This window comes from Mucilaginibacter sp. (genome assembly GCF_041660805.1).
In the GTDB taxonomy this organism is placed as follows: Bacteria; Bacteroidota; Bacteroidia; order Sphingobacteriales; family Sphingobacteriaceae; genus Mucilaginibacter.
In genome coordinates this window covers 16,442-29,688 of the sequence record NZ_JBAZVP010000029.1, presented here as the reverse complement: position 1 = coordinate 29,688, position 13,247 = coordinate 16,442, and the positions used below count along the sequence as shown (strand labels likewise).

The window sequence follows — 13,247 nt, the reverse complement described above, 5'->3', positions numbered from 1 at the left end:
AGGTTTAGTCCTATTGGGGCTAGCCGTCCGGCTCATCTATACATTTTGGTTGGATTATTAATTTTTAATAATTTGGGGCAACAGCAAGTCAGTGTATATTGCCACGTTAAATTTAACGTACCAGGATACATCAAATGGACAAGAACAACATCGCCCCGTCAATTCTGCAAACAAAACAGCATTTTGAAATTCTCGATGGGTTAAGGGGCATTGCCGCCCTGGCTGTTGTAACGTTTCATTTTATGGAATGGGTTTATACCGATCCCAGCAAAAATTTTATCGGACATGGTTTTTTAGCTGTCGATTTCTTCTTCTGCCTTTCGGGATTTGTTATCGGATATGCCTATGACGATCGTATAGCAAAAATGGGCGTTCTTGAGTTTTTTAAATCAAGGATCATCCGGCTGCACCCACTGGTTATAGCAGGATCGGTATTAGGCTTGCTCGCATTTTTGTTCGACCCGTTTGGCGGCCATCCCGAATTGTACAGCACCGGTAAAATCATCCTGACATTTGTTTGCTCGGTACTGCTTATCCCCTTGCCTGTAATAGCCGACCGTGGTTTTAACCTGTTTAGCTTCAATGCACCGTCATGGTCGTTGTTTTGGGAATATGTCGCCAATATTGTTTACGCATTTGTGCTTTATAAAATTGGCCGCAGCTACCTGTTGCTGTTAACCATACTCTCGGCGGTGTCTATTTGCTTTGTATCTTACCGTTCCGGTAATTTATTGGGCGGTTGGAGCGGCCCCACCTTTTGGGACGGGAGCGCCCGGATATCGTATTCTTTTTTAGCAGGACTTCTTATTTACCGTTCCAATTGGATCATCAAAAATAAGCTGGGATTTATCGGCGTAGCCTTATTATTGTTCCTGGCCTTTATTATGCCATCGTCAAAATGGAACTGGTTATCTGAGCCTTTTGTAGTACTGTTTTATTTCCCCTTGCTGCTCGCTTTGGGGGCAGGGGCTAGTTTAACACCTGGCTTAAAAAAGGCCTGTATATTTGGGGGAAAGATCTCCTACCCATTGTACATGACGCATTATGCCGTGTTATGGATGTTCGGTAATTATTACACCAGTCATAAACCAGGCACGATGCAATTGGCTTTCATCATCATAGCCGGGCTAATCCTGCTGGTTGGGGCAGCGTACTTAGTAATGATAATTTACGATACCCCCGTGAGGAAATATTTAAACAATAAACGAAGTGAAAGGCTTGCCAAACGAAAAGCCGATGGTGATTAAAACTCCGGATTTTTTATTAAAAAAATATTGTCTGCATGAGTTGCGCTCTGATGATTTTCACCAATATCGAGGCATGTTTATATCACAATGCGCCTTAAATCGTCTATCAATTGGTTCGATTTTAGTCCTGCTCCTGCTACCCTGGAAATGAAAAGCCCCTTAGATTTCTCTATGGGGCTTTTTCATATTCATACTTTTCACGTGCAATACAAGCACTTTATCCCAAATTCTCTCTAAAAAAATCTATGGTGCGTTTCCAGGCAAGTTCTGCGGCTGCTTTGTCATAACGGGGTGTTGTATCGTTATGGAAGCCGTGGTTTACGTTTTCGTAAATAAACGCCTGGTATTTTTTGCCATTTGCTTTTAAAGCAGCTTCATAGGGCGGCCAGCCGTCAGTGATCCTGGTATCGAGCGATGCATAGTGCAGCATCAGTGGTGCTTTAATTTTCGGCACATCCGCAATAGCGGGCTGACTGCCGTAAAAAGGTACAGCTGCCGCCAGTTCCGGTACACGAACAGCCATCATATTGGCTATACCCCCGCCAAAACAAAAGCCCACAACACCTACTTTACCGTTACAGTCTTTATGATTTTTTAAGTATTCATATGCCGCTATAAAATCTTCCTCCATTTCGCCTTTGTCCCTTTTGCTTTGCATGGTACGCCCCTCATCATCATTGCCCGGGTAACCACCAAGGGGTGTCAGCGCATCGGGTGCAAGCGAAATAAATCCTGCCAGGGCGGCCCTTCTGCCCACATCTTCAATATAAGGGTTCAAACCCCGGTTTTCATGCACCACTATAATGCCGCCAAGTTTCTTTTTAGCATCTACAGGTTTTGACAGCAACCCTTTTATAGTTTTGCCTCCTTTTGGTGAAGAATAATTGATATATCCGGATTGTAAGCGGGGATCATCCGGCTTTATCTGCACGTTCCCTTTGTAATCGGGCATCAGGAAACTCATCAGCGCGGGTACGGTTAACCCGCCAACGGCATAAAGAGATAGCTTTTGCACAAATCCGCGCCGGTCAAGCCGGTTGTGTGCGTAATCATCATACAGGTCAAACACTTCCTGCTTAATGTCTTCTTTGTTGATCTGGCTCATTTTAAAGGTTTTACTCAAATATAATAATTCACGGCAACAGCTTGCTACCCAAATGGTAACAGTCTCGCTACATGTAAAGTTTTGGTGTTTGTTGAGTGTTCGGTTATTTTTAAGTGTATTTTAAATCAATTGCTGATCAGTACTTTGAGCGCTTTTTCTTTTGCGCCGTTTTTAAAAACCTCATAGGCTTCCAATATCTGATCGAGTTTAAACCGGTGAGTTATGAGTTTATTTGGTGCTATCCTTTTTGATGCCACCGCGTTTAAAAGCATTGGCACTGTATTGGTATTAACCAGGCCGGTGGTTAGGGTGATATTTTTAATCCACAAATCCTGGATCTGAAAATCCACACTTCTTCCGTGTACGCCTACATTGGCAATATGCCCGCCAGGCCTAATAATGCGCTGGCAAATGTCAAAGGTCTCGGGTAGCCCCACAGCTTCTATGGCCACATCAACACCTTCTCCATCCGTAAGCTCCTTGATAAATTTAACCACATCTTCAGTACCGGAATTAATGGTATGGGTAGCACCTAATTTTTTTGAAAATTCCAGCCTGTTCTCATCCGTATCCATCATTACAATATTAGCCGGGGAGTAAAACTGTGCAGTCAGCAAGGCAGCCATCCCAACAGGGCCCGCGCCCACTATGGCTATAGTATCTCCCGGTTTAACATTCCCGTACTGTACGCCTATCTCATGCCCGGTAGGCAGTATATCACTGAGCATAATGGCAGTTTCATCATCTACCGTTTCGGGGATTTTGTACAGGCTGTTATCTGCATACGGGATCCTCACATACTCTGCCTGCGTACCATCAATAAGGTGCCCTAATATCCAGCCACCATCCTTACAATGAGCGTACATCTGTTTTTTACAATAGATGCAACTTCCGCAAGCGGTGATACAGGAAATGATCACTTTGTCTCCCTTTTTGAATTGCGAAACACCGGAACCTGTTTCCTCTATGATCCCCACACCTTCATGGCCCAAAATGCGCCCCTTGGTCACCTCCGGGTTTTTCCCCTTCAGGATCCCCAGGTCAGTTCCGCAAATGGTTGTATGAACGATACGGACAATGGCATCTGTCGCTTTTTCTATTTGAGGTTTAGAAACATCGGATAAAGTGATGTTATGTTCCCCGTGGTAAACCAAGGCTTTCATAGGCGTATGTATTGTTAGTGAATTAACATAAGTATAAAAGAATCTTATACTATAGTAGTACCTGTACTACAACGACATGTAAGAGTTGTTTCAACCAAAATGATCAATTAGTAATAAATAGCTGCGGGTTTCCCTAAATCAGCTAAAAAGCGGTTTAAGATTTGTACCATTAGGGGTAAGTAAAACTAAGCCTCTTAAATCTGAAAAGCTTTTTTTGCGTTTAAGCCATATTCCATTTTGTGAGGTTTACACCTTTTATAAGAAGCCACAGGCAAAGGGACAATTCCGCAATAAAAGGAGGAACCAGAATGGCAGGAAATACAATGTTTTCTATTGATGGGGCAATTATCAATATAAAGCTATTGGTAAGGTAGCACAAACCGGCTATCTGCATCAAAACACCCAAAATTTTAGGTAAATAGCCCGATCTGAAAATTAAATACCCCAAAACAAGGCATGTGCAACCAAAAAACATAAGGCCAACGCTAAAGCCGTATCCATGCACCCGCGTATAAACATAGGCCAGTGCATTCAGTTGGTGCGGTTCAAGTGTTTTTAAGTTACCAGTACCATCGCTCAGGAACAATGTTGTTAAAAGATTTAACTTATTGGCAGCCAAAACTGCGGTCTGTACCAAATTGAAAAGCACGGCAAGCAAGGCAAGGTTTTTGTTTACCGGTCTTAGCAAAATATAAAACACCAGCATTAAAGGCACATCGCACAAATGCATTAGCAGGTCGCCGGCAATGCCCATACGCCAGAGCTGCTCATGGGCCATAATATTATTAGCTGTAGCAGCAGGGTTGCCCGGCACAATAAGTTTGCCCCTAACAAACAATTCACCAAATATACCGGCAACTATGATGATCAAATAAATTACCCCGCCTATTCGTGCATAAACTTGTGGCGAAGCTTCGGCCTTTTGATTTGGGTTCATTTTTTGATTTTTGATGATTGCCAATTGATATTGTTACAAACAAAATGACCATTCCTGAAAAAATAGTGCAATGCTTTATAGTTCCTTCACTCTGATTATCAATTATATGGAAAATAAAGAGCGCCGGTGTTTTGATTTGAGGCGCTTTTGAGAAAACTTGTAATAATGGCTTGTTGGCAACACTACAGGTGTTGGGTAGATTGTATTTTCTTAAAAAACAACCAGGTCATGCTGAATTTATTTCAGCATCCCATCAGGACGGTTCTCCACTTTACAGACAACTCATAGCTAAGCATGTATTTTACTTTGCCAGTGAGATGCCGATATGCATCGGCATGACCCTTAATTTTATTTCTTCCGAACACCTGTAGTGGCAACGCCAACTAACAGATTGGTTATTCGCCAAAAAAATCTTCTGTAGAGGCCACTAAGGTTAACAGCTCCAGCTTTGGTTCTGCTTCAAGTTCACTTGCTTCCAGTTCATCCGCGAATTTTTTAAACGAGTTAAGCGCCGTCAAAAACTCGTGGGCCTCTCCGTTTTCAAACTGATCAAAGTGCATAAATGTCTTTCCATCCGGCAGCAAATAAGTACTGTATTTAATACCCGGATGATTGATGCTTTTTAACTCGTTTACCACCTGCCTGATGTTTTCTTTATTTGTGGCAACATACTCCTGCGTTGTAGTGTATTGAACCCTAACTATTTTCATATTTTATGATTTTAAGTAAGCATTACAAATTTAAACGAAAACAGATACGCTGCCGGGTGCAATAAGGACAAGTTAAAGGGGCAATTGCGACAAGGCATTCATTCATAATGAAGCCTCTCTACAGAAAATCTGAGGGGCTTTTAATATCACACAGGAGACAACGTGTATTAGGCGTTAACAGGACTGGGCTTTACTGTAATTTTCTTCCAGATGGAGAATCCTCCGTAAATGAACATCAGGCCAATAAATATATAAACCCAAACAGAAATGTTACGACCGGCTATCACCAGGTAAAGATAGGGCATGCTAAAACTAACGCATGCAAATAGTAAGGGTATAAGAAATGGCTTTTTTGACCTCAAATTTTTGATTACCCAACCCAAAAAAGAAAAAAAACTCAGCTTGCTGACCAAATAAAGGCTTCCCAGAATAAGAGGGTCAACTTCATGCTTTTCCCCCAGGTTAATAACCCAATCTTTAAACAGCGTAAGATAATCCGTCATTACCTGCAAGATAGTAATAACAAATATATGTAACGAATAATTTACTCAAATTAGGTTATTTTCTTAAAACATCTTCAGATAAGAATATCATAAATCACCAGTGTTAACCGGGTTAAATCCATCAATTAAAACTGAAAATATATAAAGGATTTACTTGACTCCTGGCTTAAAATGATCAATATCAGCATAAGCGACCAAACAATACCAAGGCTCCATACGGGTGTTTTCTTTACAACTTTTAAAACGGTGGTATCGCGCATTATCCAATGAAAAACTAACATAAATGAAACTACTACCCCTACTTTAATAATGGCTATGGTAGTTAATAAAGGAAGAGTGTCCCCTTGCCTGGTAAACATTGACCCCAGCAACTGCCATGCACCTGCAAACGTGGCCGACCGAAAAAACACCCAGGTTATACAAATAAGAAAAAATGTTAATAACGCTTTTAAAATATTACTATTAAGCTTTTTATTTACTAATGGTGGAATTATTGAAGCGGTAGATATGACCGGCTCAGGGGTAATATCAATTAAGGGCGATGCTTTAGGCCGTTTATAATCCATAGCTTTTTCGGCACATAAATATAAGCCATGCAGGCCGCCCCATGCCACGAAGGTCCAGTTGGCGCCATGCCACAACCCACCAATCAGCATTGTTATCATGATGTTTATGTAGGTTTTAAAGCTCCCCTGGCGGTTGCCGCCTAACGGGATATAAAGGTAATCGCGCAGCCATGATGATAGCGTAATATGCCACCTGCGCCAAAAATCAGAAAACCCGATAGCGGCATATGGGTATAAAAAGTTTTGAGGCAATACAAACCCCAGGCATAAAGCCACGCCAATTGCAGCGGTAGAGTAACCTGCAAAGTCAAAAAATATCTGGCCGGAAAAAGCAAGTACACCCGCCCAGGCATCAAGGGTGCTCAATTTGCCGGTGTACCCAAATACAGCATCGGCTGTTGCAGACAGGAGCGTATCTGCCAATACCACTTTCATGAATAGGCCAAGGGTTAGTAACAGCAGGCCATCGGCCAGTTGCTGTTTACTGGCCTTGCGGGGCGATTCAAACTGAGGCACTAATTGCGGCGGGCGAACAATAGGCCCGGCAACCAGGTGCGGAAAAAAGGTAACAAACAAAGAAAAATCAAGCAATGATTTAACCGGCTCACTTTTCCGCTTATACATATCTATTGTATAGCAAAGCGTAGTAAATGTATAAAATGAAATACCTGCAGGTAAAATAATGCTCGGTTTAGCAGGGTGATAATCAATCCCTAATGCATTACATATAATTACAAAATTCTCTAATAAAAACGTTCCGTATTTAAAAAAGCATAACATACCCAGGTTACCAATAAGGCTAATTACTAAAAGCACCCATCGTTTATGCTTATTAGGTTGTACGTATAATGCCTTTCCAACAAAAAAATCTACTACGGTTGAAAGCCAAAGCAGCAGGATGAAAGGCGGGTTCCAGGCGGCATAAAATATATAACTTGCCAGTAGCAGGTTAATTTTCTTAACCTTCCATGGCAATGGCAGGTTATGCAGTATAAGCATTATTATAAAAAATGCTATAAAGGTGTACGAATTAAAAACCATGGCACAATGGGTTTATATTTAATTAATATTTATCTGCAGGATTATAATTTCCAGTCTGTTTCCTTTTTAAGGATATCAATAATACCTTTTGTATATACTACAGCATCACTGGGGGCTAAATGAGAAAACTCGGGGCATACTAATTTATTCAGCGCGGTGTGCTCACTAAAATGGATGCCTTTGCATTGGGTAACAGCCAGTAATTTAGCCCAATATTTAGCCTTTGGATAACCCATGTTTTCGCCCATTAAAAAAGGCCCGCTTGATGGGGTCCGTAAAAAAATAACGGTACCGCCCCTGGCCCTTATCCGGTCAACGTCGTGCTTCACAGATGATAAAATAGCATCAAGCGCTTTACCGGTAACGGGCGGTTTTGGGTTAAGCTTTGCCACAAATCCCCATATCCCTCTTACTTTATTTACACGGTTGGTATCGCTTAAAAACGAATCTGTCATTTTTGTTTGCCTGCTGTAAAGCGTTTCTGCAAAACCGATAGGGAAATCAAGCCCTGCGTATACCCCTTGCCGGTTAGGCACATACAGATGATCTAACAGGCCGTTAAGTGAGTAAAAATCCTTATTAAGCATAGCCAGTCTGGGCTCAAGTAACTTATCAAATTCAAAGCTTGCTTTTTGCGCGGGCGTACGTTTGTTATAGTAGCTTATTGCCTCATCGGGTGTTAAAAATACCCGCGGCGACTCACTGAAAAAAAGCACTTCTGTAACATCTACTAATAACTTCCCTTTAAACTTGGGGTCGTTGGCCAGGTCTTTCAGCATGGTGAGTGGTGATGAACCAACCATTGCTAACTGTATAGCATTGGTGCCGGTGACACTTTGCCATGTAGCAATATCCAGGTCATACTTAATACGCGAGGAGCCTATAAAAACAGTTGCTTTATTTGATGGTTCGTAAACCATGGCCCGTCTATCTGCCCACAATTCCGGGCCATCATCAAAATCGGGTTTTAGTCCTTTATTCCGGAGAAAGATCTCCCAGCAAATAACCGCGCTTATGACCAGTACCAATGCCAGCGCTAAGGAGTTTAAAGGCCGGTTTGTTTTCATATTGTTTTATTAAAATGAAACGGTTAATGTTAAAGGCGACGCTTAAGACACTCTAAGTTAGGCGATTAATTAATACAAAGCATGTGTTTTATATTTATTTGTGCATATTTTACAAGTTTTGTATACCATGTTTACACAATATGCACAGTATAGATAATTTGCAGTTTTGGCATAAATGATTTTTGCTTTGCGCCGGTAAAACAAAAAGCCTCTCAAACAAATCTGAGAGGCCTTTTTTGGATTAACTACTTTTTATCCAAATAATCAGGAGGGAAAGTTTGCATCCCATGTTTTGCTGCAAGTGCTTCCAATGTTTTGATGGTTTGTTCATCCATTGCAGGCGGCAAAAAGGTATTTGCGGCAACAGGTTTTCCAAACTCCATAAAAAATTCTTCTAAGCCAGCCGGTACAACTATGCACAGCAGGCGGGTAAGTTTATCAGTGTTATTTTTAAAACTATGCACCATCCCACCTTTAGGAATATGAACTACAGTACCCTCCTTAGCTATATAGGTACCCTCTTCGCTATTAATTTGCACTTCGCCCTGCTGCACATAAAAGGTCTCGTGGAAAGCCGGATGGGCGTGTGGCCCCGGCCCGCCGCCCGGCGGAACCAACATATCGATCAGGGCAAAATCTCCATTGGTTTGCTTACCTGTTATTGCCATACGGTACGTATCGCCCACTACCGAAACTATTGCCCCTGCTCCTTTTTCAACCACTGTAACACTTTGTTTCTTTTTCATATTGATGATTTAATTACGTTTATAACGAGTCGGCAAAAACAGCTATTTATCGGCCAGCTCGATCCATACCGGTGCGTGGTCGCTTGTTTTTTCCCATCCGCGCACGTTACGGTCAACCCCGGCAGCTACCAGGCGGCTATCCAAATGCGGACTAAGCAAAAAATGATCTATACGTAAGCCCGCGTTGCGGCCATAGGCATTACGGAAATAGTCATAAAAGGTATAGATCACCTCGGTAGGGTAAAGCTTGCGTATGGCATCTGTCCATCCCTGTTCAACAAGTACTTTAAACGCCGCGCGGGTTTCCGGGCGGAACAATGCATCCTCCACCCAGCGCTCGGGTTTGTAGGCATCAAGTTCGGTTGGTATTACATTATAATCACCTAATAATACTGCGGGCATGTTAGCTCTGTATAACTCGGCCGCATGGGCAATCAATCTTTCAAACCAGCGTAATTTATAGTCAAACTTGGGGCCCGGGGCCGGGTTGCCATTTGGTAAATAAAGGCAGCCAATGGTTATGCCGTTAACCAGGGCCTCAATATAGCGGCTATGGCTATCGTCAGGATCACCCGGAAGGCCGCGCCTTGTTTCTTGAATACCGGTGCCCCGGGCTAATATGGCTACCCCATTCCAGCTTTTTTGCCCGTGCCATATGGCACTATAACCTGCATCTTTTATAGCCTGCTCCGGAAATTTTTCATCGGGCGCTTTTAGTTCCTGCAAACAGGCAACATCGGGCGCTGTTTCTTCAAGCCAGCGCAGCAGTACGGGTAAACGCCCGTTAATACCATTAACGTTATAGGTAGCTATCTTCATGATAAAATTGAAACTTTGTTTTTATAAAGTTCTTAATATTTATTAAGGATAAAAGTTTCAGATCTTTTTTAAAATGAATAAAATTAGCCTGCGGGTAATTCTTAACAAAAAGCCTTAAGGTAAAATACCTTAAGGCTTTTTGTTAAGAACGGTTTAGGTTACAGGGGTTATACCAGTTTAGCTTTTTATGCTACCAGGTTAGCTTCGGCGCCAAATGCCTGGTCTATAACAATTTTCCAGGTACCGTCAGTTTGTTGTTTCATTACCTCAATACCTTTGGCGCTTATTTTTACTTCGTTGCCATCTGTAATGCTCCATTCAGACCGGCCTAAAGCGATGCCGGCTGTAACAAGGCAGTAAACGGTTTTGATCTCCATTTTTCCCTTTATGGATAAAATTGCTTTTATTGATTCTTCGAATTTGGCCGCACCTGATACAGGTTTGTTTGGCTCGGGTACAATAATTCCGTTTACATCATACATACTCATTACGGTGGCTACATCGCCGGTATTAAAGGCGGCGGCAAGTGTTGCGTGAGCATCTTCGGCTCTTTTTGGTAGGTTCATCTTTTTTTGAATTTTATATTTTGTGATTAATTTATGAGCTAAAAATCAGGCAAATAGGGGTGTAAAGCTTTTGTCGTTATTAATTGCCTTTGCCAGGTTTGCCACGTTTTCATAAGCCTTGTTAAAAAGAAATGGCCCCATGCTGATCCTTTTTACACCAAGCTCCCCCAGTTCTTCAAAGCCCGGCAAATTGGGCATGCACATCACATTAACAGGCAGGCTTGTGGCTTCTACCACCTCTTTAATGTCGTTTTTATTGGTAATGCAAGGCACAAATATTCCATCAGCACCTGCAGTTTCGTACCTTCTGGCCCTTGTGAGTGTTTCAGAAAGTGCTGTTGGCAGGCCCAGCAGGAACCCGTCAGTCCGGATGTTTAAGAAAAGTTTCAAATTGTTCCTGCTGATATGATCTGCCACCGCCGACAGGATCTTCTCAAATTCGTTACCGGGCAGAAAAGTACGCACCTCGCCCGGGATAGTATCTTCCAGGTTAATACCAACCACTCCCGCGTCATGCAGCTTGTCTATCTTTTCCAAAATACCTTGAACGGTGCGGCTATATCCGCCTTCCATATCAACAGAAAAGGGGATAGAAGCTACTTTACATACCCGTTTAGCCAATTGAAGCAATAGCTCAAACGGTAGGTTTTCGCCGTCGTCATAACCAAAAGCATTTGATAATGCCTGACTTGATATGCCTATTGCTTTATAATTGTTAGCTTCAAATACCTGGGCACTTTTTACGTCCCATACGTTCCCTAAAAGGAACGGGGTTGGGCCCTGATGCAGTTGTTTAAATGTTTCAAAAGATTTCATAAAATACAGATTATATAATGTTTAATAAATAGTATGCACAAAGATATTGCAGTGCTAAACAGTAAAATTGTATAAAGCGGAACAGTAATAATATGTTGATCGAAATAATTTCAGGATAGGTTATTTAAAACAGGCCGCATGGCATTAACCCAATGTGATTATTTAAGGAAAGACAAAATACTCCGTTAGGAGTAAAAGCTTTGTAGAAAATATAAATAGCGTTTTTAGCGTGCCGTAGGTACGCAACGCAAAGGTTCCGTACCTATGGCACGGATTAGATAATTTCGATTTTAGTCTACAAAGCTTTAACCCCTCTGGGGTAGAGATCCCTTAAATAATGACATTGGGCTTTAACCGGCATTTTTAATACCCGGAAGTAAAGATGCAGCTAAAAAAGTGTAAGGTTTATTATTGCAGCAGCAACTGGTTAACCGGCGTAATATTTTCCATATAAGCCGAAGGGGTAAGGCCGGTAAAGGATTTAAAATCCCTTATAAAATGAGATTGATCAAAATAACCACAGTTGTAAGCAATAGCCGTAAATGGCAGGTTATTTTTAGCAATAAGTTTAAGACTGAACTGAAACCTGTTTATTTTATTAAATGAAGATGGCGAAAGGCCGGTATTTTGTAAGATAAGCTTGTGAAGGTAACGGGGGGTAATGCCATGTTTTGACGCGATATTGCCCAGATTATTTTCTGCAGGGTTCTTTTTTATACTCATTAAAATATGGGCAACCTTGTCTATCCTGGCAAATCTTTTTTGAGCGCCTATTAGTTTCTTTATCAAAAAGCCTTCTAATATTTCTATTCTTTTATCCTGGTCTTTTGTTTCTAAAAGCTGCGCGTGCAATATTTTAGCCGGGTTGCCTAATACATCGTAAAGGTCTGTGATGCGGTCATTAAATACCCCAATCTCATCGTTAAAAAAGTAAGCCGCGGAATGTGTAAAAAATTTGATCCCAAGCATGGTATGCTTCCCCTTTGACTTGATGGCTAAGGGTTTGGTTATCTGGCCCCATAATTCTATTTGAGGTGTTTTATAAAATTCATTGCCAACAGATGATTCCCATACACCATTACCCAAATTAAAGATCACCTCCATATCGCCGCTTGGAAATACGATGTCTTCAAACTCGATATCAGAATCTGATTCAAAAATATAATAGTGCTTTATATAAGGCATTAATATATTAGATGGCGCAAATTGTTTGAAGTTCACCTGATAAAAGTTTGATCTTAAAATTTATTTATGGGTGCTGCTATTCTTAATGGTACAGTAAAAATATCGTATTGTTTTTAAAATAAAGGCTTTCATATGAAAGCCTTTAAAAATTTAAGCCGGAGATAAACCGGTGTAAAACACTACCTGGCTTTATTGTCACTACTAAAAGAATCCCTGAACATTTTCCAGCCTTTATTAGTTTTTTTCCATAAAACAAGGAACTTTCCGTTGTCGTACAGTTTGTTATTCTTATCAAACGACTGCCAAAGTCCCTCTTCAACTACATAGCCGTTACCAGGGCCATATACATCTGTGGTAATAAATTTACCATTCCTTAAGCCTAAATCGTTATAAGCAATGTTAAAAAAATCAAGCGCGCCTTTACGCCCTTTCAAAGCCTTTGCATTTGGCACCATTATAATGCAGTCTTCCGCATAGCGATCTGCAAAAGCAGACGGATCATTATTTACGAACGATTTAAAATAGATGCTGTTACTTTTGGCGATAGCTGTTCTTGCTTCTGATATACTTATACCTGATTTAGACTGTGCGTTACTTTGGTTTATAAACAAACTTAAAGCTGCCACTAACATAATAGTGACAAAGGAGATACCTCTTTTCATTTTGAATTATTTAGCGTTTAATTTATAATCAAAATTACTTGAAAAGGAAATTAGCAAATTGTACAAAAAGGAACTGTTTAGCCTGATCTTTTAAAAATTGCGACTATATTAATA

At 41.1% G+C, this 13,247-nt stretch carries 14 protein-coding genes; 1 reads left to right on the top strand and 13 read right to left on the bottom strand.

What is annotated here, in order from left to right:
• The first annotated feature begins 134 nt into the window (after window positions 1-134).
• On the top strand, window positions 135-1,247 hold the full coding sequence (locus WC743_RS23300) for an acyltransferase family protein (RefSeq protein WP_373015964.1): 1,113 nt from the start codon (window positions 135-137) through the stop codon (window positions 1,245-1,247).
• Between the two features lie 217 nt (window positions 1,248-1,464).
• Here the strand turns inward: WC743_RS23300 and WC743_RS23295 are convergent, their stop codons facing one another.
• The 13 genes from WC743_RS23295 to WC743_RS23235 form a co-directional block, all read right to left on the bottom strand.
• A complete protein-coding gene (locus tag WC743_RS23295) occupies window positions 1,465-2,352 on the bottom strand; it encodes a dienelactone hydrolase family protein (RefSeq protein WP_373015963.1) in 888 nt (295 codons plus the stop codon).
• A 125-nt stretch (window positions 2,353-2,477) separates the two neighbouring features.
• Window positions 2,478-3,515, bottom strand: a complete 1,038-nt coding sequence (locus WC743_RS23290; protein ID WP_373015962.1) for a zinc-dependent alcohol dehydrogenase family protein — start codon at window positions 3,513-3,515, stop codon at window positions 2,478-2,480.
• A gap of 220 nt (window positions 3,516-3,735) precedes the next feature.
• Window positions 3,736-4,452, bottom strand: coding sequence for a DUF4386 domain-containing protein (locus WC743_RS23285; protein ID WP_373015961.1), 717 nt, complete (start codon window positions 4,450-4,452; stop codon window positions 3,736-3,738).
• A 395-nt stretch (window positions 4,453-4,847) separates the two neighbouring features.
• Window positions 4,848-5,162 (bottom strand): hypothetical protein, encoded by a 315-nt coding sequence (locus WC743_RS23280; RefSeq protein WP_373015960.1) that lies wholly within the window; start codon window positions 5,160-5,162, stop codon window positions 4,848-4,850.
• A gap of 167 nt (window positions 5,163-5,329) precedes the next feature.
• Window positions 5,330-5,665: a hypothetical protein gene (locus WC743_RS23275; protein WP_373015959.1), complete on the bottom strand. Its 336-nt coding sequence runs from the start codon at window positions 5,663-5,665 to the stop codon at window positions 5,330-5,332.
• 125 nt (window positions 5,666-5,790) lie between these two features.
• Window positions 5,791-7,230: an MBOAT family protein gene (locus tag WC743_RS23270; RefSeq protein ID WP_373015958.1), complete on the bottom strand. Its 1,440-nt coding sequence runs from the start codon at window positions 7,228-7,230 to the stop codon at window positions 5,791-5,793.
• 83 nt (window positions 7,231-7,313) lie between these two features.
• A complete protein-coding gene (locus WC743_RS23265) occupies window positions 7,314-8,339 on the bottom strand; it encodes a hypothetical protein (protein ID WP_373015957.1) in 1,026 nt (341 codons plus the stop codon).
• A 245-nt stretch (window positions 8,340-8,584) separates the two neighbouring features.
• Window positions 8,585-9,085 carry a cupin domain-containing protein gene (locus WC743_RS23260; RefSeq protein WP_373015956.1) on the bottom strand — a complete coding sequence of 167 codons (501 nt, stop codon included), beginning with the start codon at window positions 9,083-9,085 and terminating at the stop codon, window positions 8,585-8,587.
• Window positions 9,086-9,127: 42 nt separating this feature from the next.
• Window positions 9,128-9,904, bottom strand: a complete 777-nt coding sequence (gene xth / locus WC743_RS23255; RefSeq protein WP_373015955.1) for an exodeoxyribonuclease III — start codon at window positions 9,902-9,904, stop codon at window positions 9,128-9,130.
• A 185-nt stretch (window positions 9,905-10,089) separates the two neighbouring features.
• Entirely contained in the window at window positions 10,090-10,470 is a 381-nt protein-coding gene (locus WC743_RS23250; protein ID WP_373015954.1) for a DUF4440 domain-containing protein, read from the bottom strand.
• Between the two features lie 45 nt (window positions 10,471-10,515).
• Window positions 10,516-11,286: an isocitrate lyase/phosphoenolpyruvate mutase family protein gene (locus WC743_RS23245; protein ID WP_373015953.1), complete on the bottom strand. Its 771-nt coding sequence runs from the start codon at window positions 11,284-11,286 to the stop codon at window positions 10,516-10,518.
• Window positions 11,287-11,694: 408 nt separating this feature from the next.
• Window positions 11,695-12,507, bottom strand: a complete 813-nt coding sequence (locus WC743_RS23240) for a DUF6597 domain-containing transcriptional factor (RefSeq protein ID WP_373015952.1) — start codon at window positions 12,505-12,507, stop codon at window positions 11,695-11,697.
• A gap of 143 nt (window positions 12,508-12,650) precedes the next feature.
• Window positions 12,651-13,133 (bottom strand): DUF4440 domain-containing protein, encoded by a 483-nt coding sequence (locus WC743_RS23235; protein WP_373015951.1) that lies wholly within the window; start codon window positions 13,131-13,133, stop codon window positions 12,651-12,653.
• Window positions 13,134-13,247 lie beyond the last annotated feature (114 nt).